The following is a 20,225-nucleotide window of genomic DNA, read 5'->3' on the forward strand; positions in this document are numbered from 1 at the left end:
TGGCTTTGGCCGTTATTGAATGGTGACCTTGAAGGTGACGGTGCGCGTCGCCGCACCCGCCGGATCGCCGAGCGCGATGCCGAGGCTCTGAGCGCTGGTGTCGTAGGCACCAGCATCGCTGTCGGTCGCATCCGTCAGCACCGCGCCGTCAAGCGTCAGGCTGCCGGGGATGTAGGTCGTGCCTGCGGGGATGGCGTCGATGATCCGCGCGCCGCTGGCCCTGGCATTGGTAGGGAAGGTCGCGATCAGGGTGTAGGTGATGATGTCGCCGCGCGTCGGCTGCGGGCCGGACAGGGTGGTGACGGCGAACGACTTGCTCAGCGTGACGCCGCCATTGCCGCTGCCGTCGTCTTCGCGATCGTTGTTAACGACGACGATACGCGCTTCGGCGGTGGCGGTGCCTCCGGTCTTGCCGGTCATGGCGTCCAGGCCATTGACGCCCGCGCCGGAAAACACCGTGCCTGCCGGGCCGGTACCGGTGCGCGAGTTGGCGGTAAGGCTCAGCGTCGCGCGTTCGTCGTCGGCCATGTCGCCGATCTGGCTGACGGCCAGGATCGAGACGGTTTCACCCGCTTGCAACGGGATGCCATCCGTCACCGGGGTATCGATGTCGGGATCGAAGGCGCCGTCATTGTTGCGGTCGATCCATAGACCGCGCAAGGTCACCTTGGGGTTGTTCAACTGCGCCGAGAGGGAAAATGTGTCGAGATGCGTGCCGCTGTTGGTCAGGAAAAAGATCGCGGTAAAGTCGTCCTGCTTCGCCTCGGCGACAAGCTCGTCCTCGTTCAGGTTCTGCAACCGAACGTCAAGCAACTGGGTTAACCGCAGGGTTTGGGTATTGGACGCCAGACGAACCGGCTCACCACCGAGGGTGGTCTGGAGATAAGCGGTGTTGGTGATGGCGTCGGCGGCCAGAGCCTGACCCGACGCGGCAAGGGTCAAAGCACTTGCTGCATAAGCGAAGAAACGGCCCGAACGGCGCACAAAACGAGCGCGATCGGCGGCGGCGATTCTTCGCCCGATACCCATGTGAGAACAGGAAAAACGCACCTGCAAGCCTCTTACGCAACACTACTATACCGCCTCAGGGTAGAGGGTATTGGTTAAAAGAGTCCCCTACGAGTTGTAACTATTGCTGGTTCGAGTCCAGGTTTTGGTTCGCAAAGGTTGTAATTTTCAAATTGCACTAATGGCAAAATCATGAACTTTAACGAGAATCTATCGAATTTCTTACCTTAACGTCAGGTTGAAAAAAGATCGCAAAAAAGTCGTATTTGACCACTTTTGTTGCCGTTTTTTCGCCTTTAAGTCGCCGCAAAGGCGAAATGCGGCGTATAATCCTTGACCATTAAGACGGGTTTGCCGTCGGCAATTTAGCCTTTGCAGCCCAGCTGCTGACCCCATTACGCAACTCTGAAGCGGCGAGCGTCAAGGGCGGCCAGGCCGATTGGCCGCGGCTGTTGCGCAGCACAAATGTCAGGCGCGGCTCCGGATCGAAGTCGAAGCGCAGCACCCCGAAATTGACGTCCGAAACATAGGCCGGACGGACGCGCTGTTCCGGCTTGCGCGCAGCGTTGGCCAGTTCCGGGTCCTGCGCCAGCGGCGATGAGACGAGGTCGTAGAGATCGTACCCGCCCTTGTCCGCGCGTGGGATGGCGTTCAATTCGCCGATATGGGTGTCACCGGACAGAAGCACCACGCCCTCGATCTTTTCGTCGCGGATGAAGTCGAACAGGGCATCGCGCTCGTGCAGAAACGCCGACCAGGAATCGCCGCCGGGCCCCTTGGCGTTCGACCAGCCCGACCCGCAGGCCAGGACCTTGAAACTGGCGCGGCTTTTTTTCAGCCCGTCTTTCAACCATTGAAGTTGTTTTGCACCCAGAAGCGTCTTTTGCGGTGCATCGGGCGCTGCGTTGGGGTCGCGATAATAGCGGCTGTCGAGCATGAAAAAGGCAACGTCGCCGTACGTAAAGGTGAAAAACACCCCCGGCGCATCCGGCAGGCCGTAACTAGGGTTGGCCCAGTATTTCCTGAAGCTGTTGAGCGCGATATCCTTGACCGGATTGGTGCGGTCGTGGTCGTTCAGTCCATAGTCGTGGTCGTCCCAGATAGCCAGTTGCGGCACGCTGCGCAGGATCGGCTCCAGATTCGGTACCGAACGCTGCCAGCGCCACATCTCGTCCATGATCTGCGGTTCCAGCGTGTCGTGATAGACATTGTCGCCCAGCCACAGGAACAGGTCCGGGTCCTGCGCGGCGACGGCGTCCCAGATCGGCTGAACCTCGGCGGCCTGAATGCGGGTGCACGACCCGAAGGCGACGGTGAAGGGCTGGCGCTTGCCGACGATAGGCGCAGTGGTAAAATGGAACGGCGCCAGACGCTTCTGGTAACCGTCCGGCTGCCCGTCGATCTGCACACGATAGAAATAACGCGTGGCGGGCGTCAGGCCGGTCACGTCGATCAGGGCGATATAGTCGTTGTCGGGACCGGTCGCGACGCCGGCGCTCACCTTTGCACCGGTGAAATCGGGATTGGTCGCGTATTCGACGGCGACGGTCGCCCGCGCCGAACAGCGCATGTGGATGCGCACACTGTCGGGTCCGATGGCCCCCAGCATCGGCCCCTGCATCAGGCGATAGGTGCTTTTCTGGCTCACGGCAGCGAACACCTTGCGCGGCAAGGCCGTCACGCCCGCCAGCATGGCGAAGGCGGAAGTCAGCAACTGACGACGAAACAGGGTCATGGGCGGCTCCGGACAGACAGGCTGATAGTGATCCTATCGTGTATCGGCGTTTACGTAAGCTTGATGTCGGTTTTGTGAAACAACGCGCAGGGCAGCCTTGTTGAGCGAACACACAAGACTGGAGCATTCGTTTTTGTCTGGAAGTTTTGGAGCGGGTGAAGGGAATCGAACCCGGTTGGCGTCAGCCAACAAAGTCTAGAATTGAGGGTTCGTTTTCGTAGGAGTTTTGGAGCGGGTGAAGGGAATCGAACCCTCGTATTCAGCTTGGGAAGCTGCTGCTCTACCATTGAGCTACACCCGCGTACCGTGCTGACGTCATTATCGTAACGCGACGCCGTTTCAAGCGAAAAATGCCCCCTGCGCGAAATCTGTGGATGGGCGAGTCTGACGCGTAGTTTATCCACAGAAACCACCAGATATAGTTTGCTGTGGACATATCCTATCAGGCGAAACACCAGATATTGCGTTTTTTAACCTTTTGTTTACGATTAGTAGGTGCCGGAACGATTTCATCAGGCCGAGCGAATCAATATCTAGTGGTTATGGTTTGGCGGCCGGCAGGTCGCCTGAGGGGACGGAGGCTTTAAGTTATGAGCTGGACTGACGAACGCGTTGAAACCCTGAAAAAGCTCTGGCAGGAAGGTCATTCCGCCAGCCAGATCGCCAAGACCCTCGGCGGCGTCACCCGTAATGCCGTGATCGGCAAGGTGCACCGTCTCGGCCTGTCGGGCCGTGCGGCTCCTTCGCAACCGGCGCGCCCGCTGTACAAGCCGGCGAAACCCCCGCGTCCCGCCGCTCAGGCGACACCTGCGCCGCAACCGGTCGCCCGCCGCGTCGCCGTAGAGCCCGTCGCCACCCGTCCGGTCGCGCAGGTTCCGGCTATCTCCAGCATTGAAGGCCCCGGCACGGCGACCGTCCTGACGCTGGGTGCCAAGATGTGCAAGTGGCCGATCGGCGATCCGTCGTCGGACGAATTCACCTTCTGCGGCCGCCGCGCCTCTGACGGCATTCCCTACTGCGTAGAGCACTCGCGCGTCGCCTATCAGCCGCAGCAGAAGAAGAAAAAAGACACCGGTACGGACCTGTCGCGTTCGCTGCGCCGCTACCTGTAAGTCAATTCGATTGTTTAAAATCCCCTTTCCGTCTATGGTCGCCATAGGTGGGGAGGGGATTTTTCATGGACGATATGTTGCTGTGGACGCTAGTGTCGGCGGTCGCGACCGTCATGACGGCCCTGACAGGTGTGATTTTCTGGCTGTTGAGCCAGCATAATCAGGCCAAGACCGAAAAGGCCGAGTTCTATGTCGAGTTCACGCGGCGTTATAACAGTTCCGACATGCACGACGCGCTCTATCGCCTGATGCAGCACTATACGCAGAACCCAGACAATTTCGTCGAGCTGTACCTGTCGGAGTTCCTGTCGCACACGCAAAAAGGCTTCGAGATCGAGCGCTCGCGCCGTATCGTCAGCCGCTATTTCAACGACATCGCCGAGATGCGCCAGAACAAGCTGATCGACCGCAAGCTGGCGCGGATGCTGTGCAATTTTCAGGGGCTGAACATCTATTACAACGTCGTCGTGCCGATGAGCCGCGCGCGGTACGGCAATTCCAAGACACGCGAACGCATCTATGCGGCCCTGCGCGCCATTCGCCCACATTTCGACGACGGCGGCTTCGGTCTGAGCATCGCGCCGGGAACCACAAAGGCCAGCTAAAGCTTTATTTGCTGGGGCCGAATATATCGGGCGGCAAATTGAGGCTATCCTCAAAACTCACGTTTTCAAGGTAGGGTAGTTTTTCACGAACAGCGCTGCTACCAATCGGGATTGTGGGAACAGCTACGCATTCATACAAAGACGATTCTTCTGCATGAGACCGATGAGCATCCCGCCAATCATACACATATAGCCCTCTGATGGCGAATTCGGCGTAACCTTCAGGTCTGGGAACCGTGACGATAAGGCGTGCTTCCGTCGTGATGGGTAGGCTTAACAGGTTGGATTCCAAGGCTACCCAGTCCGTATCAGCTATTTCTTCCGGAAAAGGACCTTGGCCAGCGGTTAAAAAGACTGCGACAGCATCCTTCTTATCCTTGGCGCACCAGACGATATCGAAGTCTGTGGGATAAGGTTTGGTCAATTCAACACCCGCCGTGTTTCCGGCATGTCGAGCGAGAAGTCCGGGATCGTCACCTTGAGCCAGTGGCCGTCCTCGGTGACAAACATATAATGGCCGCCCATCGCGCCGGACGACGTATCGAGCGGGCAACCCGACGAATAGGCATAGCTTTCACCGGGTGCGATCAGCGGGGTCTCGCCGACCACGCCGACGCCTTCGACGGTCTGGATGCGGCCCAGCGCATCGGTAATCGTCCAGTGGCGGGTTTTCAGCCTCACCGCCGTCTCGCCGTCGTTTTTGAGCGTGATATGATAGGTCCACAGCCACTTGTTCTGAGCGATGGCATCGTCGCTGCGGGGGACGAACTGGACGCGAACGCTGACCGTAACGTCGTGGGTGGTGGCCGAATAAAGCATCATTGCACCCTAAACCGCTTCGAAGCATTGATAAAGCCTTTGATATACTGAGAATCCTGTCTTAAATGCGTGTCCCAAGAATTACATAAGGCCTCGTCCGTTCCGATGACGACCCCCGGTATCCTGCCCCTGCAATCCATCCGTGACCTCGTCGATCAGGGCGCGATCATGAGCGCTTCGAAGCTCGACGACGATCAGATCCAGCCGGCTTCGATCGATCTGCGTCTGGGGGCGCGAGCCTGGCGGGTGCGGGCGTCCTACCTGCCGCGCGGCAAGAAGGTTGTCGATCGCCTGCCGGACGTGGTGATGCACGAGATGGACCTGACGCGCGGCGCGGTGTTCGAGTCGGGCTGCGTCTATATCGCCGAATTGCAGGAGTTTCTCAGCCTGCCCGCAGGGATTTCAGCGCGCGCCAATCCGAAAAGCTCGACCGGCCGTGTCGATGTCTTCGTGCGCCTGCTGTCGGATCATGGCGATCTGTTCGACGATGTGCGCGAAGGCTACAAGGGCCCGATCTATGTCGAGATCGCGCCGCAGACCTTTTCGGTGCTGGCGCGGACGGGGACACGGCTGAACCAGTTGCGCCTGAAGACCGGCGAGGTGCCGAAGCTCAATACGGCGGATTGCGGCGTCGATCTGACCGGCGATCTGGTCGGCTATCGCGCACGCCGCCATGCGGGGGTGATCGACCTCGACAACGTCGACGGGCACGATCCGCGCGACTTCTGGGAACCGCTGTACCAGAACAAGGGGCAGTTGCTGCTCGATCCGGGCGAGTTCTATATTCTGGCCTCGAAGACCGACGTCATCATCCCGGTCGATGAAGCCGCCGAGATGCTGCCGATCGACCCCAGTGTCGGCGAGTTCCGCGTCCACTATGCCGGGTTCTTCGATCCCGGCTTCGGCACGGAAGAGGCGGGCGGCACGGGCTCTAAGGGTGTGCTGGAGGTGCGCTGCCACGAAACGCCGTTCCTGCTCGAAGATGGGCAGATCGTCGCGCGTCTGGTTTACGAGCCGCTGACGGAAAAGCCGGAGCGGTTATATGGTCAGAGCGGGTCGCACTATCTGAAGCAAGGGCTGAAGTTGTCGAAGCATTTTAAGACTTGGTGACTTCTCTTCTCCCCGCGTGCGGGGAGAGGGGGTTTTGATAAGGTTCTTCCTGTTCCCCATCGCTTTTTTGCGCAGAAGTAACGTCTGATGGACTGCCACACGCAGACCAGAGGAGGCGACTATGGGCTTTATGATCGGCGATACGGTGCAACTGAAATCCGGCGGCCCGTCGATGACGGTTAACAATGTCGATCTGGACGACTACGTCTATTGCGACTGGTTCGATGAGCACGGCGACCGTCATTCCGACAAGTTCAAGGGCGACCTGCTGCAAGGCGCAGCGCCCGCGCAAACGGCCGCGGAAGAGCCCGTGCCGGTGGCAACGCCAAGTTTATAATCTCTTATACCTCCCTGCGCTTGCGCGGGGAGGGGGACCATTTGCGGAGCAAATGGTGGTGGGGTGTTTTGCCGAGATTCAGCGAACACTGCCGCGAGAAAGCAAGATACCCCACCACCACCACATCTCACTTGCCTACGGCAAGCTCGTGCGGTCCCCCTTCCCGGCATAGCCAGGGAGGTATGATTTTGTTTAGGCCGCTTTTTTTTCCGCCGTCGGGACCTCGACACCGTCATCGAAATGCAGAACCTCGGCCTTTGACGCGTCCAGCGTGAAGCGCGGTTTGAGCGGCGACTTGTTGCCGTTGAAGCCGCCGCGCATCTTGACGATCCGCGCGAAGACGACCTTGAACGGCTCAAGGAACTTCGGGGATTTCGACAGCGATGGATTCAAGCCGAACCAACGGCGCAGACAGCCGTTCGCATAGATGACATTGGCGCGCCAGATGGCTTTCGGCGTCATGAACTCGATCGACAGCGACACATTGACCGAGTCCTGATTGACGATGCGGTGCGGGGCGTTTTGCACCCAGGTCAGCATCTGGCCCGGATGGAACTCGACCTTGGTCGCCTGCGCGTCCCATTCCGGCGAGAAGCGCAGTTGCTCGTCCGATTCGCGCAAGGCGACACCTTCGAGGTCGTGATCCGAGACAAACGGTGCTTGCGGCGGATAGACATAGACGTGCTTGACGCCGCGAATCTGCCACAGGGTGACCAGCGGGATATCGAGGTGATAGAAGACATGCGCGCGCGGCGATGAGATCAGTAGCCCCAGATCCTGTTTCAGCGTCGTGACGCCCGACTTCGCCTTGATCTCGGCGAACATTGCGTCGCACAGCGCGCCGATCTCAGCGTCCGAATGGTTGACCTTGCGCAGGTTGAGCCACAAACGGCCGGCGCGAACGCCTTCCATCAGGGACCGCCCGTCGTGGTCGCCGCGTCGTCCCAGATACCACTGACCCCAGTTGGTCGGGTCGTAGCCCATGGTGAACACCTCCAGCTTGTCGCGCGGATAGCGGTCGATCAGGGCGATCAGGGCTTCGTCGGTGAATAGCGGGCTCTTGTCAACGTCGTGCGTAAATTGCAGGTTTTCTTTGGAAAACGCGGCCTTTTGCACGTCGGTCCAGTGAAGGAGGTCGGTCATTATCTACCTGCCGGATTGGGTTTCAGCAAAGCGGTGCCGTAAAAGCCGAGCTTATGGAACCAGATGAGTTTGCCCGCGCCCCGGGCAGCCTTGTCAAGGATACGCGCGGCGGCCTTCGAGCCGGTCGCGTAGAGCGCGACGCCTGCGCCGCCGAAGACGGTGGCCTGAACGAGGCCGTTGAGCATCCAGTAGGCGCAGGTGAAGGGCTTCTTGATCTCGCCCGTCATGGCCGAGGTCGAGGGCCCCTGACCGTAGGCAAAGGCGCGCGGCAGGGTGTAGTTCAGCGTTGCGCGGCTTTCGGGGACGTCTTCCCAGACGAAGGCGTCGGCGGCCCAGACCATCTTTTTGCCTGCCGCCTTCATGCCGTAAAACAGCTTGTCGTCCTCACCGCCGCAATTGTTGCGGTTGGTGTCGAACACCTCGCCGTCGGGCAGGGCCGCGCGGCGCAGCAGCGAATTGCCGCAGCCGTAATAGTCGGGGATAGGGCCGCTTTCCGCCGGGCCGAAGCGCGAGAAGAAGGCTTCGAAATAGGGGCGGAATTTATCTGCGTCGCCCGAGCGCATCCCGAAAAGTGGGAACCGGTTTTCGGAATCAGATGCGCGTTCTAACAACAACCGCGCGGTGACGGGGCCGAACACCACATCGGCGTCGTAGGCCTTTTGCGTGGCGATCATCCTGGACGCCCAGTCGGCGGGGGCTTCTTCGTCGTCGTCGAGGAACAGGATGAAGTCGCCGGTCGCCGCGCTCAGCGCCGTGTTGCGGGCATTGGCGACGCCGGGACTCGGTTCGTGCAGATAGACCAGCGTCTGGCTATCCGGCGGCGTCAGAGCGGCGACCTGATCGCGCGCCGAGCCTTCGGGCGAGTTGTCGCAAACGATGACCTGCACCGGCACGGTGACGCCCGTTTGTGCGAACACCGAGGCCAGCGCCGTTTTAAGGCCTTGCGGTCGGCGGAAGGTCGGGATGATCAGGCTGACCGACATACTATCCCCGTAACCGCTTTCCGGCACTCTTGAAGGCGTAAAACGTGCCGTCGAGGCGACTTTTCAGATCGAGCTCAAGGCTGGCCATATGGTCGAGGCGACGGGTCAGGCGATCGGTCAGCGAGGCGACGCCCAAGGCTTTTGTACCCTTGGCCGCGAGGTTCGCCACGGCGGCACTGGCGCGTCCGTCGCCGGAATCGGCGTAGAGCCGCCCGTGCCGGACGACGGTGTGGGTGTTGCAGAAGGCGTTTTTATAATGCTGCTGACCGGTCGACAGGTCGTAGTAACGCACCCCCGCTTCGCGCAAAGGCTTATGGCATTCGTGCAGGAATATCTGCCCCGGCGAATAGGGGCTGTAGGCGGCATCGAAGGCCGAGACCCACGGATGGGCGCGCTCGTTCAGGCGTGGGCCGAAGTGCCACAGGATCGGCGTGTCGCCCGCCATCAGGGTAACCAGCATCCCTTCGACGCCTTCATCGGCGGGGGTATCAAACAGGTTGTGAACGAGGGTCTGTACCCAGTCGGCAGCCAGGAAATCGTGGATGCCGGTCTGCGCCGTCTGGGCGCGCTTGACGGCCAGCATGGCTTCGAAATTGGCGCGGTCGCGGTCGCCGACGACGAAGCGCACCGGGCCGTGATCGGCCTCCAGCTTGCGGCGCAGGCGGTTGATATTCTTCAGATGTTTCTTTTCGACATTGTTGATGATCGCGGCTTCATCCAGCGTCAGATCGATGCCGTAGGCGTCTTCCGGCGCGCCGTCGAAGCCATCGAAGGCGCCGTAAGGGTCGATCAGGCCGGCGACCTGAAAGGCGCGGATACCGGCCAGCGCCAGCGCTTCTTTGGCTGGGAATGCTGTGTCGGGAAAGCTGATCAGGGTCGTGTAATCGGCGAACGGCGCGCCGACCGGGCGCGCGAAGCGGTTCGGGCGGCGATGGTGCGGCAGGAAAGCGATGGTTTTGCCGTCGCGGCGGTAGACGGCGACCTTTACGTCGTCGCGGACCTTCGCGACGGCAAGCGTAAATTCCGGCGACAGGATCGGCGAGCCGAACGCAAAGGTTTGCGCGGTCATCTCGCGCCAGACGCCGAGGTCGGCGGCGGTCAGATCGGCGGGGGCAATCAGGTCGCAGGTGATCATCGTGGTTCCGGAAGCGGGGGGCGGAATGGATGGCAGAATCGGAGCCCGCCGTTATTTCGTAAGGGACACATTACGGCGAAAGGGTAAATTTTCGGTGGGGCGACAGGGTTAATAATTCACGCAGCGGTATGCCGTGCCCGCGTCTCTTTTGGTTACGTGTAAAATTATCGCGTCTTTTTGACAAGGATGCTTGACATGTATGTGGGCATGGATGTAAAGGTTACTTGTCTTAATGTTAAGGGAGGTTGATATGAAGGGGAAGGAGATGCGCCACGAACTGGTGTTCGCGCTCTGGCTCACCTTTGCCAGTCTCAGCACCGGGTTGATGTTCGTGGCGGCGCATCCGGCGCTTGCCGGCTTCAAGCCGTGGCTGGCCCTGATCGCGGGCGGGTTCGGTGCCATCGTGCTGGGTACGGCCGCACGGTTTCTGATGCGGCGCAAGGGGAATGAGCAAGGGGAATGAGAATGAGAATGAAACATCTGCATAGTTACGCCCGGACAGGCATGACGGTCTTCGTCTGTCTGGCCCTGCTGTTCGGCGGCTTTGTTGGCTACGAGAAAAGCAGCGGCGGCGACCTGTTCGGCAATGCGCCGTGGGTGATCCCGTTCTTCACGCTGTTTCTGATCATCGGCGGTCTGGGAATCAGCATCCTGTGGTGGCAGGCGATCGACGAAGCGCAGCGCGAAGCCCACAAATGGGCATGGTACTGGGGCGGATCGAGCGGCATCCTGCTGATTTTGCCGCTGTTTCTGACGGTTCGTTTCGGCGGCGACGCGGCGATCGAACGGTTCGCGCAAAGCATCGGCATGGGCGGGCATTATTTCGAACTGGGCATGCTCACCGTGCTGGGCCTGACCCTTCTGGGCTACAGCGTCGCCTGGATCATCTGGTGGATACGGCATAGGTAAGGAACCGTAAAATGGCTAAAAATCTGACACGTATGGTCGTGACGGCGCTGGTCACCTTCGTCATGGCCGCCTTTCTGCTCGGCGTCTTTGCCGGCTATACCGGGATAGAAAAATCCGAAGCCCTGACACGCTTCAGCTGGGTGCCGCTCATCGCCTGCACTATCGGCGGATTCATCGGTCTGGGCATCGCCGTCGTCTGGTGGAAACGATCCGATGAGGCGGTGCGCGAAGCGCACAAATGGGCCTGGTACTGGGGCGGATCGGTCGGGCTGATCGTCCCGGCGGTCATTCTCGGCATGTCGATGCTCGGCATCGAGGTCCTGCCCGACGCCTACGTCGCCTCGACGGGACTGTCGGGTCCGGCCAGCGGCATCCTGATCACCCTTCTACCCATGTTCGCCGGTTATATCGTGGCGTGGGCGGTGTGGTGGCTGAGGCACAGATGAGTGAGGATGAACTCATGAAAAACCGCCTCAAGGTGCTGCGCGCCGAATACAATCTCTCTCAGGCCGATCTGGCCACGCGATTGGAGGTATCGCGTCAGACGGTCAATGCCATAGAAACGGAGAAGTACGATCCCTCCCTGCCGCTGGCCTTCAAGATCGCCTCGGTCTTCGACCTGAAGATCGAAGAGATATTCACACCTTGATCGGTGTAAAAATACCGTATCAATTTAAGTCTCAATCGAGGGGAATACCTATGTTCAATCTGAAAAACACCCGCCGGACCATCGTTACCGGCCTTCTGACCGCCGCCGCGTTTCTGCCGATGGGCTTCGCGGCCCAGGCTAAAGAGCCGTCGAAACCCGCGCCGAAAATGTGGGTCATCAAGGACGCCGACTCGACCATCTATCTCTACGGCTCCTTCCATCTGCTCAAGCCCGACACGCAATGGAAGACGCCGGGTCTCGACAAGGTCTTCAACAGCGCCGATACGCTTTACCTCGAAGTCGCCAATCTTGACGATCAGCAGGCCGCGATAGCGCTGGTGCAGAAATACGGTGTCGACCCGACGGGCGGCCTTTTGAAGCCTTATACGCCGGAACAGCAGAAACTGATCCGCGAGACCTACGCCAAGTACGGCCTGAATATCGATCAGATGCTTATGTACAAGCCGTGGCTGGCCGGCGTGATGCTGACCGTTGCCCAGATGCAAAAGGCGGGCTTCGACCCGAACGCGGGCGTGGACAAGACCCTGCTGACGGCGGCGCGCGCCAGGAATTTGCCGGTCAAGGGTCTGGAAACGATGGAAGACCAGATGAAGGTTCTGGCGACCGGTTTGTTCGGTGAAGAATCGACGGCGCTGCTCGATATGGTCAAGGAGGACGCCACGGTAAACGAGACCTTCGGCAAGTTGCTGACGGCGTGGTCGATCGGCGATGACAAGACTTTGGAAACGCTGCTGGTCGACGAAATGAAGACCAAGACGCCGAAGACCTACGAAGCGGTTCTGGTCAATCGCAACCGCAACTGGATCGCGCCGATCAAGGACATCCTCGCCGGATCCGGCACGCAGTTGATCGTCGTTGGCGCCGGGCATCTCGCCGGTCCCGACAGCGTTCAGAACATGTTGAAAAAGGACGGCGTAAAGGTCGAGGCCTACGACTATCAGGCGGCGCAATAAGCCGGTTTGAATGATTGAAAAACCCGCGTACGGATACCCGTGCGCGGGTTTTTTGTGGCCGGTTAACCGTGATTGTTCGGCACTGGCAACCCCGATCGCATACCCTTCAGGTTGAGCGATGAGGGCCCTTCATGCGCGATCAGGTATCTTTTTCTCAGGGCGCGAAACCGAAGTCCCGCAACTGGGGCCGCGATATCGCCCTCGGTCTGGGCATCGGCGTTGCGGTCAGCGCCTGTGGTTTCGGCGGTGACGATGCTGCGCAAGCGCGGCTTTACCGTCACGCGGGTCGATCGCGTTTAAATCGAACCCTGTCGCTTATTGACATTAGAAGCGTTTTTATACACAAGGCGCGCCTAAGCATCAGAGCGCTTTCGCTGCCCGAAAACACTCTGATTTTTTGCTGTCGCGCATTTGATTCAAAAACCGCCAGGACAGTATTTTGGCACTTTTTGGAATGCGCTCGGAAAGCTTAGATATCTGGTCCCCTCAGTCGTTGCCCGACTTTGGGGATGCTTTCTTTTTAAGGGATTAACCCCGATGAACACCCCCTCGCCTACCGCTCCCGATGATCACCTGTTCAGCGTCTATGCGCGCGCTCAGGTCGAGGTCGAGCGAGGCGAGGGCGTGCGACTTTACGCCCGCGACGGGCGGGTGTTTGTCGACATGGTGCAGGGTATCGCCACCAACGGGCTGGGCCACTGCCACCCCAAGCTGGTCGAGACCGTCAAGGCGCAGGCCGAAAAGCTGTGGCACGTGTCGAACATCTTCCGCATCCCGGATCAGGAGGCCTTGGCCGCGCGTCTGTGCGAGGATTCGTTTGCCGATCAGGTCTTTTTCACCAATTCCGGCACCGAGGCCGTGGAGTGCGCGCTGAAACTGGCGCGCAAGTACCACGACAGCAAGGGTAACCCTGAGCGAATCGATGTCATCACCTTTACCGGTGCCTTTCATGGCCGGTCCTATGCGGCGGTGAATGCCGGTGGCAACGAGGCCTATACCAGGGGCTTTGGTCCTAAGCTTCCGGGGTTCGTGCATCTGGAGTTCGGCGACCACGAAGCGCTGAAAGCGGCCGCCGCGCGCCCGACCGCAGCCGCTATCCTGATCGAACCGGTTCAGGGTGAGGGCGGGACACGGGTCGTGCCGGAACCGTGTATGCGTGGCCTGCGCGATCTGTGCGATCAGTACGGCCTGTTGCTGATGGTGGATGAGATCCAGTGCGGCATGGGCCGGACGGGCAAGCTGTGGGCCTATCAGTGGTCGGGCGTCGAACCCGACGTGCTGATGACCGCCAAGGCGCTGGGGGGCGGCTTCCCCATCGGGGCCTGTCTGGCCACGCGCGACGCGGCGTCGGGCATGGTGCCGGGCACGCACGGCTCGACCTTCGGTGGCAACCCGTTCGCCATGGCCGTCGGCCTGACCGCCTATGGCGAGCTGTCGACGCAAGAGTCGCTCGATCATGTCAATGAGGTGTCCGGCTTTCTGCGTCAGCAATTGCAGGGCCTGAAAGCGGCTTTCCCCGATGTAATCGAGGATATCCGCGGCCGGGGCCTTTTGGTTGGTATGAAGCTCACGCCGAACAACCGCGAAGTGATGGCCTTGGCGCGCGAGAAGGGCCTGCTGATCGCCGGCGGGTCGGACAACTGCGTCCGTCTGCTGCCACCGCTCAACCTGACCATCGAGGAAGCGCGTGAGGCCTTGGGCCTGCTTGAGCAAACCTTTCAGACGGCGCGCGAAACCCTGCTTAGCAAGGAGCCGGTCTGATGGTGAAGCATTTCCTCGACATCAATGATCTGAGCGCCGCCGACCTGCGCAGCATCCTCGACGACGCTCATGCCCGCAAGGCCGCCCGCAAGGGCTGGCCCAAGGGGCGCGTGGACGCCGACGCCCCGGCGCGCGATCGCGTGCTGGCCATGATCTTCGAAAAGAACTCGACGCGCACGCGCTTCTCGTTCGACGCGGCGATCCGGCAACTGGGCGGCGACGCCATCATCTCGACGGCGACCGACATGCAACTCGGGCGCGGTGAAACCATCGAAGACACGGCGAAAGTCCTGTCGCGCATGGTCGACGCGATCATGATCCGCGCCAACCGTCACGACGACGTCCTGCGTCTGGCGCGCACGGCGACGATCCCGATCATCAACGGTCTGACCGACAAGAGCCATCCGTGCCAGATCCTTGCCGACCTTCAGACCATCGAAGAGCATCGCGGTAACATCAAGGGCAAGACTCTGGCCTGGGTCGGCGATGGCAACAATGTCTGCGCCTCGTTCATCCACGCGGCGGCGCGCTTCGACTTTACGCTGAACATCGCCTGTCCGGCGGGTTATAAGCCGTCGAAGGACGACATGGTCTTCGCGTCGGAGAACCGCGCCCGTGTGACGGTGACTCAGGACCCGGAGGCCGCCGTACGCGGAGCTGACGTGGTCATGGCTGATACCTGGGTGTCGATGGGCGACCTCGATCACGACGAACGCCTTGAGGCCTTCGAGCCATATCAGGTCAATGAGGCCCTGATGGCTTTGGCCAAGCCCGACGCGCTGTTCCTGCACTGTCTGCCCGCCCACCGCGGGGAGGAGGTGACGGACGGCGTCATAGACGGCCCGCAGTCGGTGGTCTGGGACGAGGCCGAAAACCGCATTCATGCGCAGAAGGCCGTCTTGGCATGGTGTTTTAGCGCCTGATCTTTTAACCCCTGACGGTCCCCGTCAGGGGTTTTGACTCCCTCCTCCCTGCTCGCGGGGAGGTGGCCCGAAGGGCCGGAGGGGTAAATCCGAAAGTCTGAATACGCTGAAACGTTTGGCGTTATACCCCTCCACCGCATCGCCTTCGCTTCGCTCAGTTGTGCGGTCCCCCTCCCCACCTTCGGTAGGGAGGAGATTGACACTCAATACTGCGCCGGCGGATCGCTCTTCAGGCCCAGCAGGGTCAGGGCATGGATGATCAGAAAGATCGTCACCGTCGCCGACAGCAGCATGATGAATCGCCACGGCATCAGGCGTGGCTTTTCCGAGCGGAAATCGTGCGGGCGGGCGCCCAGCCAGCCGGACACGGCGGTCAGCACAACGAAGCCACAGAGGCACATAAGCGTAAGCGGTAAAGTCATATCCATTTTCGCCATATGGGGCAGGGGATAAGTTTTCGGCAAGCCCCGTCGCGCATTTTTGTGGATAAGGCCGCACCCTTTTGATTTTTCGCGCAAAACGCGATTCAAGAACGTTGCTCTTTCCACAGAAGAATGATGTTACCCCAGATATTGGGGTTAACAAAAGGTTTACACCCCAGATAATGAGTATTAGCCTTTCGGAAAGGTGAATAGGGGATTCGTATGACCGGCGGCACGCCCTGGAGCGTTAAGGGTATCGATTCGAAGGCGCGTGAAGTCGCCAAGGACTTGGCGCGCCGGTCGGGCATGACCCTCGGCGAGTGGTTAAATCATACCATTCTGCAAGGCGAGGACGTCGAGGCGGTGATTCGCCGCGAGCGTCAGAAGGCCAAAAGTACGCCCCGTGAACGTCGTCCGGTCGAACCTGTTTACGACGAAGACGATCTTTATGCAGAGGACGATTACGCGCCGCAAGTCGCCCGCCCGGCGCCGCGTTATGACGCGCCCCGATACGACGCTCGTCCGTCGCGCCCGGCGCCGTTTTCGCTGGCCGCGCAACGTGACGCTCGCCGCCCCACCGCCGATGCCTATTACGATGAGCCCCGTCCGGCGCGTGAGTCGGCTGAGTTAGGCCGCGTGACGCGCGTACTGGAAAGTCTCGGCACCCGTATCGAATCGTCCGAAACCCGTTCGGCCTCCGCCGTGCGCGGCGTTTCGCAGGCCGTCGAAGCCTTGCTCAACCGTCTGGAACGCTCCGAATCCGCGATTGCCGAAACCCTCGCCGAAAGCGAAGGGCGTCTGGAAGAGCGACTCGGTGAACGCCTGGGCGAGCGCCTCAACGGTCAGACCCGTCACGTCCTCGATACGGTCAGTTCCGCCTCGGAGCGTCTGGCGCAGGCCGAGGACGAACAGGCGGCTCTGGCCGAACGCCTCTATAATGCCGAACGCGTCGTCGATGCGCAGGCCGAGCGTCTGGAGGGCCTGTCGGGCCACCTGCGCGACGAACGCGAACGCGTGGCGCGGCTTGAGGCCGACCTGAAGGCCTCGCCGGTCAAGGACACGGTTCAGGCCGTCGAAGGCGCTTTGGGTAAGCTGGCCAACCAGTTGTATGAAAACGACGCCCGTTCGCGCGACACCATCAAGGACGTGCGCGGCGACATGGTCAACCTGTCGCACCGTCTGGCCCAGATGGAGATGAAGGACCACGACGCAGCGGCGCAACAGATGGTCGATCGCGTCGTCTCGCAACTGTCCAAGCGCCTCGAAGCCGCCGAGGCTCAGACCGCCACGGCCATCCGCACGCTGGAACAGGCCTTCGCTTCGCTCGACGCGCGCCTGCTGCGGTCAGAAGAGCGCGGCGACGTCACCGATCCGGAAAGCGTCCATTCCCTGACGCGCCTGACCGCCGACCTGACGCGTCGCGTCGAGGAATCGCGCTACGAAGTCATGCGCGCGCTGGAAACCTCGACGCGCGCCAACCTCGATCAAACCGTGTCGCTGCTCAATACACGACTGGGCGAGGCCGAGGCCCGTTCGGCTCAGGCCATCGAGACGCTGGGTCAGGACGTGCTGAAAATCGCCGATAACCTCAATCGCAGGATGACGGGTGTGGTGCAGTCGAGTGAAGACGCGGCCTCACGCACCTCGGCCGAGGTGCGCCGCCTGAGTGAAACTCTGGACGGGCGTTTTGAAACCGCCGATCAGTCCCACGCCCGCGCGCTGGAGCGTCTGAGCGGTGAGATCGCCCGCATCTCCGAACGCCTGACGCAGAAGGTCGCCGAGACGGAGCGCCGCACGGCGCAGGTGCTGCAAGGCGTCGGCGAGGAACTCGATACGCGCCATCAGCGCGTCAATACCGACATCGCCGACCGCATCCGTCAGAGCGAGGAGCGCACGCAAAAGCTGCTCGACGAGGCGCGCAGCAAGATCGATTCGCGCATCGGTCAGGTCCAGACCCAGACCCTGTTGCAGGAGGCGGCACGCCCGTCCCTGCGCAAGGCGGTGGTCGATGACATGCCGAATCCGTTCCCGGCAGCAACCACCGAACTGCAACAAAAGCCGTTCGGCGCGTTCGAACACGGCTTCGATGAGGTCGCGGAAGAACCCGCGCCGGTCGCCGCACCGGAACCCGTGGCCGCCAAACCGGCGCCCAAGGCGCCGATATCGGAAGACGACGATATCGACCTTACGGGTCGTCTGCTGAGTTCGGCGCTCGATTTCGGCGACGATCCGTTCGCGGATGCGCCCGCGCCGGAACCGCGTAAAACGCCGGACGCTTTCGATGCCGGTCGCAAGCCGGATGTCGATCCGTTCGACGACGATGATGACTTTGACGGCGGCGTAGCGGAACTGGCCATGCAGGCGCCCCTGACGCCGCGCCCGACTCCGCGTAACGAAACCTTGAACGATCCGTTCGCCGATATGGCGGACGATCTCGACCCGTTTGCCGACGTCGATGCCTCGCGCAAGGTGTCGCCGGCGCGCGCCGACGCGCCGAAAAACGATGTCTTCGATGCGCCCTTTGACGAGCCGGCTTCGCGTCCGGCCTTCGAGGATGGCGGCGTATCGATGTCGACCCGCGATGCGCTCGCGGCGGCGCGAGCGGCCGTGCGCGCCTCGGTCGAGGGGAACACCTCTGACAAGAAGCCGCTGGGCGGCCTCAAGCTCGGCATGTCGCGGACCAAGGACGCCAAACCCGTCAAAGAGAAACCGGCCAAGGAAAAGGGCAAGACCCTGCTCAACGCCTTCAAGGCTTCGTCGGTGGCCGTGGTCCTGACCGCGGGCGTCGTCGGCGGTTACATGCTGGTCCGCGACGGTGCGGCGGATAAGCCTGCCACGGCGGCACCGGTCCTGGCCACGGCGGTGGCGACCGCCCCGACGGCGCAGGACCTGACCCGCATGAAGGCCATGTACGACGCGGCGTCGATCGCGCTCAAGGCCAACGATCCGAAGGGCGTCGAGGCGCTGCGCACGGTTGCCGACATGGGCTACCCTCAGGCGCAGTTCGACCTCAGCGTGCTCTACGACAAGGGGACCGAAGGCCTGATCGCCGCCGATAAGGCGCAGGCCCGTCGCTGGGTCGAGCGCGCGGCGCAGGGCGGTGTGCCGGAGGCCATGTATAATCTCGGCCGCATGTACTACAACGGCGAAGGCGGACCGCAGGATCTGCCGGGCGCTCTGTTCTGGCTGCGCAAGGCGGCCGAACGCGGCGAGGTCGAAAGCCAGTACGGGCTCGGCATCATGTATATGCACGAAATCGGCACGGCGATGAACCTGACCGAAGCCTATAAGTGGCTGGCCATCGCCGCCGGTAACGGTGATGCGGAATCGGCGAATACACTCAAGGAACTGCGGCCTCAGATGACGGCGGAGCAGATCGCCAGCGCGGAATCCCAGGCCAAGGCGTTCAAGCCGATCGGCAAGACCGTGGTCTCGACGGTGGCCCCAACTGTGGCAAACAAATAACGCGCTATCACTTGCTTCGATACGCGCCCGTATGACATCGTGCATACGGGCGCATTTACTTTGAAAGGCTTGCGTGGAACTCTATCTCCCCATCGCCGAAATGTCGGTGAATGTCTGGCTTATGGCCGGGCTGGGGGTGGTCGTGGGGTTCCTGTCCGGCCTGTTCGGGGTCGGGGGCGGCTTTCTGATGGCCCCGGTGCTCGTCGCGCTCGGCATCCCGCCGTCGATTGCCGTGGCGTCTCAGGCCGGGCACGTGTTGGCCACCTCGACCTCCTCGGTCTTGAGCTATGGTCGCGAGGCCAATGTCGATATGCGCATGGGCACGCTGATGGCCGGCGGGGGTATTGTGGGGGCCATTGCCGGGGTCGAAGTCTTCCGCATCCTGCGTTTGCTCGGTCAGGCCGACCTGATGGTGGCGCTGCTCTATCTGTTATTGTTGGGTGCCATCGGCGGGCTGATGCTCAATGAAAGCCTGCGCGCCCTGTTGCGCACCAAGCAGGGCCTGCCGCCGGAACGTCCCAAGAGCAAGCGCCCGGTCTGGCTCTATTCCCTGCCGTACAAGATGCGTTTTCCGCGTTCGGGGCTGTATATCTCGGTCATTCCGCCGCTGGCCATCGGGTTTACGGTGGGTATTCTGGCGGCCCTGATGGGGGTCGGCGGCGGTTTCCTGATCGTCCCGGCGATGATCTACCTGTTGCGCATGAAGGCCTCGGTCGTGGTCGGCACCAGCCTCTATCAGATCGTCATCACGACCCTGGTCACCATGATCCTTCAGGCCGTGCGCAACCATACGGTCGATGGCGTTCTGGCCTTTATCCTGCTCATCGGCGGGGTGGTCGGGGGGCAACTGGGCATCCGCGCCGCGACGCGGTTTCGCGCCGAGCAACTGCGCGTCATTCTGGCGGTGATCATCCTGATGGCGGGCTTGCAGATGGGGTTGACGCTGTTCGTGCCTCCGGAAGACCCGTTTATCCTCGCCCCCACAAACGGGTAGAAGGCCATAGCCCCATGAATATATTCGCCATGGTGCCAGCACGGTTTGATGTCATAATGTATGACATGCAAAAGCACGCTCCGCGCGGCGAAATGGCTTCATCCTGCGGCGTCGATGGACTTGGCCGTAGGTGGGCTACGG

General features: G+C 61.2%; 22 protein-coding genes and 1 tRNA gene. 14 read left to right on the forward strand and 9 right to left on the reverse strand.

All coding sequences use genetic code 11. The features are described from left to right. Positions 1-12: 12 nt before the first annotated feature. The 3 genes from AEYBE204_RS23300 to AEYBE204_RS23305 all read right to left on the reverse strand — a co-directional run bounded on the left by AEYBE204_RS23300 (position 13) and on the right by AEYBE204_RS23305 (position 3,044). On the reverse strand, positions 13-942 hold the full coding sequence (locus AEYBE204_RS23300; RefSeq protein ID WP_155908198.1) for a DUF11 domain-containing protein: 930 nt from the start codon (positions 940-942) through the stop codon (positions 13-15). A gap of 406 nt (positions 943-1,348) precedes the next feature. Next, on the reverse strand, positions 1,349-2,743 hold the full coding sequence (locus AEYBE204_RS0119795) for an alkaline phosphatase (protein WP_023460796.1): 1,395 nt from the start codon (positions 2,741-2,743) through the stop codon (positions 1,349-1,351). 227 nt (positions 2,744-2,970) lie between these two features. Continuing rightward, a tRNA-Gly gene (locus AEYBE204_RS23305) sits at positions 2,971-3,044 on the reverse strand. A gap of 289 nt (positions 3,045-3,333) precedes the next feature. On the opposite strand from AEYBE204_RS23305, the gene AEYBE204_RS23310 reads away from it, so the two are divergent. Together AEYBE204_RS23310 and AEYBE204_RS23315 are read left to right on the forward strand one after the other, a co-directional pair. Continuing rightward, on the forward strand, positions 3,334-3,855 hold the full coding sequence (locus AEYBE204_RS23310) for a GcrA family cell cycle regulator (protein ID WP_023460797.1): 522 nt from the start codon (positions 3,334-3,336) through the stop codon (positions 3,853-3,855). Positions 3,856-3,920: 65 nt separating this feature from the next. Next, the gene (locus AEYBE204_RS23315) at positions 3,921-4,460 is read left to right on the forward strand and encodes a hypothetical protein (protein WP_023460798.1); all 540 of its coding nucleotides are present in this window, start codon (positions 3,921-3,923) and stop codon (positions 4,458-4,460) included. 4 nt (positions 4,461-4,464) lie between these two features. Here AEYBE204_RS23315 and AEYBE204_RS40210 read toward each other — a convergent pair whose 3' ends face one another. Further along, positions 4,465-4,884, reverse strand: coding sequence for a hypothetical protein (locus AEYBE204_RS40210; RefSeq protein ID WP_155908200.1), 420 nt, complete (start codon positions 4,882-4,884; stop codon positions 4,465-4,467). Continuing rightward, complete coding sequence (gene apaG, locus AEYBE204_RS23320) at positions 4,881-5,282, reverse strand: Co2+/Mg2+ efflux protein ApaG (protein ID WP_023460799.1); 402 nt, start codon at positions 5,280-5,282, stop codon at positions 4,881-4,883. The genes AEYBE204_RS40210 and apaG overlap by 4 nt, the downstream gene beginning before the upstream one ends. A 102-nt stretch (positions 5,283-5,384) precedes the next feature. Between apaG and AEYBE204_RS23325 the strand changes: the two genes are divergently transcribed. After that, the gene (locus AEYBE204_RS23325) at positions 5,385-6,389 is read left to right on the forward strand and encodes a 2'-deoxycytidine 5'-triphosphate deaminase (RefSeq protein ID WP_023460800.1); all 1,005 of its coding nucleotides are present in this window, start codon (positions 5,385-5,387) and stop codon (positions 6,387-6,389) included. Between the two features lie 121 nt (positions 6,390-6,510). Continuing rightward, positions 6,511-6,726 (forward strand): YodC family protein, encoded by a 216-nt coding sequence (locus AEYBE204_RS23330; RefSeq protein WP_023460801.1) that lies wholly within the window; start codon positions 6,511-6,513, stop codon positions 6,724-6,726. Between the two features lie 192 nt (positions 6,727-6,918). Here the strand turns inward: AEYBE204_RS23330 and AEYBE204_RS23335 are convergent, their stop codons facing one another. From AEYBE204_RS23335 to AEYBE204_RS23345, 3 genes are read right to left on the reverse strand one after another with little or no spacing between them, the layout of a single operon-like run. Continuing rightward, the gene (locus AEYBE204_RS23335; protein WP_023460802.1) at positions 6,919-7,869 is read right to left on the reverse strand and encodes a hypothetical protein; all 951 of its coding nucleotides are present in this window, start codon (positions 7,867-7,869) and stop codon (positions 6,919-6,921) included. Then, complete coding sequence (locus tag AEYBE204_RS23340) at positions 7,869-8,852, reverse strand: glycosyltransferase family 2 protein (protein WP_023460803.1); 984 nt, start codon at positions 8,850-8,852, stop codon at positions 7,869-7,871. The genes AEYBE204_RS23335 and AEYBE204_RS23340 overlap by 1 nt, the downstream gene beginning before the upstream one ends. Position 8,853: 1 nt before the next feature. Beyond that, complete coding sequence (locus tag AEYBE204_RS23345) at positions 8,854-9,987, reverse strand: GNAT family N-acetyltransferase (RefSeq protein ID WP_023460804.1); 1,134 nt, start codon at positions 9,985-9,987, stop codon at positions 8,854-8,856. A gap of 265 nt (positions 9,988-10,252) precedes the next feature. Between AEYBE204_RS23345 and AEYBE204_RS23350 the strand changes: the two genes are divergently transcribed. The 8 genes from AEYBE204_RS23350 (at position 10,253) to argF (ending at position 15,203) form a co-directional block, all read left to right on the forward strand. Beyond that, positions 10,253-10,450, forward strand: coding sequence for a hypothetical protein (locus AEYBE204_RS23350; RefSeq protein ID WP_155908202.1), 198 nt, complete (start codon positions 10,253-10,255; stop codon positions 10,448-10,450). Between the two features lie 8 nt (positions 10,451-10,458). Beyond that, positions 10,459-10,896, forward strand: coding sequence for a hypothetical protein (locus AEYBE204_RS0119800; protein WP_155908204.1), 438 nt, complete (start codon positions 10,459-10,461; stop codon positions 10,894-10,896). Between the two features lie 11 nt (positions 10,897-10,907). After that, positions 10,908-11,342, forward strand: a complete 435-nt coding sequence (locus AEYBE204_RS39320; RefSeq protein ID WP_023460807.1) for a hypothetical protein — start codon at positions 10,908-10,910, stop codon at positions 11,340-11,342. A 14-nt stretch (positions 11,343-11,356) separates the two neighbouring features. After that, positions 11,357-11,545, forward strand: a complete 189-nt coding sequence (locus tag AEYBE204_RS23355; RefSeq protein ID WP_023460808.1) for a helix-turn-helix transcriptional regulator — start codon at positions 11,357-11,359, stop codon at positions 11,543-11,545. 50 nt (positions 11,546-11,595) lie between these two features. Further along, on the forward strand, positions 11,596-12,519 hold the full coding sequence (locus tag AEYBE204_RS23360; protein ID WP_023460809.1) for a TraB/GumN family protein: 924 nt from the start codon (positions 11,596-11,598) through the stop codon (positions 12,517-12,519). A gap of 131 nt (positions 12,520-12,650) precedes the next feature. After that, positions 12,651-12,992: a hypothetical protein gene (locus AEYBE204_RS40215; RefSeq protein ID WP_155908206.1), complete on the forward strand. Its 342-nt coding sequence runs from the start codon at positions 12,651-12,653 to the stop codon at positions 12,990-12,992. A gap of 64 nt (positions 12,993-13,056) precedes the next feature. Beyond that, positions 13,057-14,280, forward strand: coding sequence for an aspartate aminotransferase family protein (locus AEYBE204_RS23370; protein ID WP_023460811.1), 1,224 nt, complete (start codon positions 13,057-13,059; stop codon positions 14,278-14,280). Beyond that, positions 14,280-15,203, forward strand: a complete 924-nt coding sequence (gene argF, locus AEYBE204_RS23375; RefSeq protein WP_023460812.1) for an ornithine carbamoyltransferase — start codon at positions 14,280-14,282, stop codon at positions 15,201-15,203. The genes AEYBE204_RS23370 and argF overlap by 1 nt, the downstream gene beginning before the upstream one ends. Before the next feature lie 203 nt (positions 15,204-15,406). Here argF and AEYBE204_RS23380 read toward each other — a convergent pair whose 3' ends face one another. Further along, on the reverse strand, positions 15,407-15,625 hold the full coding sequence (locus AEYBE204_RS23380) for a hypothetical protein (RefSeq protein WP_035441548.1): 219 nt from the start codon (positions 15,623-15,625) through the stop codon (positions 15,407-15,409). 222 nt (positions 15,626-15,847) lie between these two features. Here AEYBE204_RS23380 and AEYBE204_RS23385 point away from each other — a divergent pair, with 222 nt between their 5' ends. Both AEYBE204_RS23385 and AEYBE204_RS23390 read left to right on the forward strand, forming a co-directional pair. After that, positions 15,848-19,090, forward strand: coding sequence for an SEL1-like repeat protein (locus tag AEYBE204_RS23385; RefSeq protein ID WP_023460814.1), 3,243 nt, complete (start codon positions 15,848-15,850; stop codon positions 19,088-19,090). A gap of 73 nt (positions 19,091-19,163) precedes the next feature. Next, on the forward strand, positions 19,164-20,084 hold the full coding sequence (locus AEYBE204_RS23390; protein ID WP_023460815.1) for a sulfite exporter TauE/SafE family protein: 921 nt from the start codon (positions 19,164-19,166) through the stop codon (positions 20,082-20,084). Positions 20,085-20,225 lie beyond the last annotated feature (141 nt).

Origin of the sequence: Asticcacaulis sp. YBE204 (assembly GCF_000495855.1) — a bacterium.
GTDB lineage: Bacteria > Pseudomonadota > Alphaproteobacteria > Caulobacterales > Caulobacteraceae > Asticcacaulis.

Excerpts from the sequence above, each read along its gene's own strand:
- AEYBE204_RS0119795 (WP_023460796.1), bottom strand. The coding sequence starts at position 2,743 with ATGACCCTGTTTCGTCGTCAGTTGCTGACTTCCGCCTTCGCCATGCTG.
- AEYBE204_RS23310 (WP_023460797.1), top strand. The coding sequence starts at position 3,334 with ATGAGCTGGACTGACGAACGCGTTGAAACCCTGAAAAAGCTCTGGCAG.
- AEYBE204_RS23315 (WP_023460798.1), top strand. The coding sequence starts at position 3,921 with ATGGACGATATGTTGCTGTGGACGCTAGTGTCGGCGGTCGCGACCGTC.
- apaG (WP_023460799.1), bottom strand. The coding sequence starts at position 5,282 with ATGATGCTTTATTCGGCCACCACCCACGACGTTACGGTCAGCGTTCGC.
- AEYBE204_RS23325 (WP_023460800.1), top strand. The coding sequence starts at position 5,385 with ATGACGACCCCCGGTATCCTGCCCCTGCAATCCATCCGTGACCTCGTC.
- AEYBE204_RS23330 (WP_023460801.1), top strand. The coding sequence starts at position 6,511 with ATGGGCTTTATGATCGGCGATACGGTGCAACTGAAATCCGGCGGCCCG.
- AEYBE204_RS23335 (WP_023460802.1), bottom strand. The coding sequence starts at position 7,869 with ATGACCGACCTCCTTCACTGGACCGACGTGCAAAAGGCCGCGTTTTCC.
- AEYBE204_RS23340 (WP_023460803.1), bottom strand. The coding sequence starts at position 8,852 with ATGTCGGTCAGCCTGATCATCCCGACCTTCCGCCGACCGCAAGGCCTT.
- AEYBE204_RS23345 (WP_023460804.1), bottom strand. The coding sequence starts at position 9,987 with ATGATCACCTGCGACCTGATTGCCCCCGCCGATCTGACCGCCGCCGAC.
- AEYBE204_RS23350 (WP_155908202.1), top strand. The coding sequence starts at position 10,253 with ATGCGCCACGAACTGGTGTTCGCGCTCTGGCTCACCTTTGCCAGTCTC.
- AEYBE204_RS0119800 (WP_155908204.1), top strand. The coding sequence starts at position 10,459 with ATGAAACATCTGCATAGTTACGCCCGGACAGGCATGACGGTCTTCGTC.
- AEYBE204_RS39320 (WP_023460807.1), top strand. The coding sequence starts at position 10,908 with ATGGCTAAAAATCTGACACGTATGGTCGTGACGGCGCTGGTCACCTTC.
- AEYBE204_RS23355 (WP_023460808.1), top strand. The coding sequence starts at position 11,357 with ATGAAAAACCGCCTCAAGGTGCTGCGCGCCGAATACAATCTCTCTCAG.
- AEYBE204_RS23360 (WP_023460809.1), top strand. The coding sequence starts at position 11,596 with ATGTTCAATCTGAAAAACACCCGCCGGACCATCGTTACCGGCCTTCTG.
- AEYBE204_RS40215 (WP_155908206.1), top strand. The coding sequence starts at position 12,651 with ATGCGCGATCAGGTATCTTTTTCTCAGGGCGCGAAACCGAAGTCCCGC.
- AEYBE204_RS23370 (WP_023460811.1), top strand. The coding sequence starts at position 13,057 with ATGAACACCCCCTCGCCTACCGCTCCCGATGATCACCTGTTCAGCGTC.
- argF (WP_023460812.1), top strand. The coding sequence starts at position 14,280 with ATGGTGAAGCATTTCCTCGACATCAATGATCTGAGCGCCGCCGACCTG.
- AEYBE204_RS23380 (WP_035441548.1), bottom strand. The coding sequence starts at position 15,625 with ATGACTTTACCGCTTACGCTTATGTGCCTCTGTGGCTTCGTTGTGCTG.
- AEYBE204_RS23385 (WP_023460814.1), top strand. The coding sequence starts at position 15,848 with ATGACCGGCGGCACGCCCTGGAGCGTTAAGGGTATCGATTCGAAGGCG.